This window comes from Pseudomonas fluorescens, assembly GCF_902497745.1.
Classification (GTDB): Bacteria; Pseudomonadota; Gammaproteobacteria; order Pseudomonadales; family Pseudomonadaceae; genus Aquipseudomonas; species Aquipseudomonas fluorescens_BM.
Genome location: NZ_CABVHJ010000052.1, coordinates 1 through 2,700 on the forward strand (window position 1 = coordinate 1; position 2,700 = coordinate 2,700).

Below are 2,700 nucleotides of genomic sequence, written 5' to 3' on the forward strand. Positions count from 1 at the left end.
TGGACTGGCCCCTGCCAAACCGGACACCAATACCCCGTTAAATTGATGCCGCTGCCAAGCGCCTAAACTCCCTTGGTGAACGGTATTTCAACGCGCTGTGCGGATGCTCCTCGTTGTAATGCTCAAAGGCAATCGTCAGGTTGCGCAAGGCTGTTTCACGGTCAGGTTTGGGCATGTGCGCGACGTAGTCGCGCTTCATCGTTTTGACGAAGCTCTCGGCCATGCCGTTGCTCTGTGGGCTGCGCACCGGTGTCGTCACCGGCTGCAAGCCTATCTGTCGGGCAAACAGGCGTGTCTGTTCCGCGATGTAGGCCGAGCCATTGTCGCTCAGCCATTGCACCGGAGTGGCAGGCGCCTCTTCACCGAAGCGTTTTTCCACCGCCTCCAGCATCAGATCACGGATATCGTCGCCGCTGTACCCGGTCGGGCTGGCCACCCAACCGATGGCTTCGCGGTCGCAGCAGTCTAGGGCAAAGGTCACGCTCAGCTTGGCGTTATCATCACAGCGAAACTCAAACCCGTCCGAGCACCACCGGGTATCGCTGGTGGCGACGGCAATGCGGCCTTCGTGGCGACGCGCCACGCCGGGTTGTTTAATTCGTCGCTCAAGCAGCAACTGATGATCGCGCATCACGCGATAGACCCGCTTGACGTTGATCGGCGCCTGACTTTGTTGTTCACGCCGGCGACGCAGCAAGCCCCACACGCGGCGGTAGCCGTAGCTGGGCAGCTCACTCACCTCAGCCTGAATTACCTCAGCCTGAATTTCTTCCACCAAAGCGACATCGTCCAGTCTAGGACGACGCCTTTGAGGTCGTGCCGCTGGCTTGAGTCGAACCGTTAATTGCGAGCGCGCTACACCGAGACTTTCACTGATCAGTTTCACAGGTCGTCCCCCGGCAACAAGGGTGAGTGCGCAATCCATTTTCGCGACCGAGCAATCTCCACGGCTTCCTGGAGGATCTCGACCTGCATGGTTTTCTTGCCCAGCATGCGCTGTAGCTCGCGGATCTGCTTGAGCGCATCGGCCAGTTCGGAAGCAGGCACAACGCTCTCTCCAGCACTGACCGCAGAGAGACTGCCGCTCTGATAGAGCTTGCGCCACTGAAACAGCTGGTTGGCATTAACGCCATTCTGCCGAGCCACCACCGAGACGCTTTGCCCCGGTTGCAGGCTCTCGCGAACCATGGCCAGTTTTTGCTCTGGGCTCCAGCGGCGACGCCGCTCCTGACCCAACAGCTCCCCACCCTTATCGTTTCTATTAGTCATATACACAGTCGTTTGCCTATCCCTTATGTTAAGGGGGAAACGGTGTCCTGTCTTTCAGGGGGCTCGTCCACGAGAAAATCGAAAGTTTCCGGTTTTCCTTCTCCGCGCTTCTTGCGATCTTCGATCGCGAACCAGCCAAACCGTAGCAAACGTGTTTTCTCTGGATGCAGTGTCAGGTTGAACTGAGCTAGTCGAGCCTCCAACGCCTGGCGAAAACTCCATGCATCTTCATGCTTTTCAAACCCAAGCACACTGTCGTCTGCGTACCGCACAGCAATCATCTGACCTCGTGCAGTACGCTCGCGCCATTGCCTGATCCACAAGTCCATCACGTAGTGCAGGTAGATGTTGGCAAGCAACGGTGAAATGGGCGCACCTTGCGGCGTGCCCTGCTTCGCAGGAATGCGCTTTCCATTTTCGAGAACACCTGTGCGCAACCATCGAGCTATCAGCGCTAACATTCGCCTATCCGCGATTCGGTGTTGCAGGAAGCACATCATCCATTCGTGATCGATGGTGTCAAAGAACGCTCGAATATCCACGTCCAATATCCAGCGAACACGCGAATTCTGTATTCCTACCGATAACGCATCCAATGCATCGTGTTGCCCTCGACCTGGGCGAAAACCATACGAGAGTCCGAGAAAGTTCTGCTCATAAATTGCGTTGAGCACTTGCACGACTGCGGTCTGGACGATCTTGTCTTCCAGTGCGGTTACGCCCAGCGGGCGCTCGCTACCATCTGCCTTTGGGATAAACACCCGCCGGACAGGCTGGGCGCGATAGCGGCCACTATGCACTTTGTCGTGTAAGGCTGTCAGCCTTGTGAGCAGACCTTGCTCATACTCTCGCCACGATAGACCATCCACACCACTGGCCGCGTCTCGCTTGAGATTGTAGAAACTCTCGTGCAATAGCTCGACCGTCACGTGGTGCAGCAAGCTCGTGAACTTTACCCGGCGATCTCGCCGAGCTGCTTGACGTACAGCGAGCAACCCTGACAACGCACTTGTCCGGCTCTGCGTCCGGGATGCGGAAAGCTGTTCGCTGTTCCCCTTGGCTAACTCCCTTTCCTCCATTGTCTCCGCTGAGCAAAACCCATTGTTCGACAACTTCTCAGGTACTACGGAGTTATCCGACTTCTCATCCGCGTAGACGGCAGGCTTTTGGCTTGTGACCTTTCCTGCCCCGTCTGGCTTGTCACGACCAGACACGGATGAGATCTCCCAGCTTCCGTACAGTTGACTTCCCAGCATGCTCAGGGTCTACGACCGCGCAGGGCGTGAAACATGGCTTGCGATTATCGTCATGCACACTGTGGCCTTCCGCTTCGCTTAACAGCGTCGGCGCCCTGGACTCATGATTTCGCGGCTCAATGGCTGGCCTGCTGGTTTCCCCTGCCAACGCTTCGCCGTACACCTCACGGTGCAC

The 2,700-nt window shown here is 57.1% G+C and carries 2 protein-coding genes; both read right to left on the reverse strand.

All coding sequences use genetic code 11. The features are described from left to right. Positions 1 to 37: 37 nt before the first annotated feature. Positions 38 to 1,269, reverse strand: a protein-coding gene (locus F8N44_RS31060; RefSeq protein WP_412071588.1) for an IS3 family transposase whose coding sequence is annotated in 2 segments (ribosomal slippage) — positions 38 to 930 and positions 930 to 1,269 — 1,233 coding nt in all. Because the reading frame shifts where the segments join, the coding sequence is not laid out codon by codon here. 23 nt (positions 1,270 to 1,292) lie between these two features. Then, positions 1,293 to 2,483: a reverse transcriptase domain-containing protein gene (locus F8N44_RS31065; protein ID WP_224794861.1), complete on the reverse strand. Its 1,191-nt coding sequence runs from the start codon at positions 2,481 to 2,483 to the stop codon at positions 1,293 to 1,295. Positions 2,484 to 2,700: the final 217 nt, after the last annotated feature.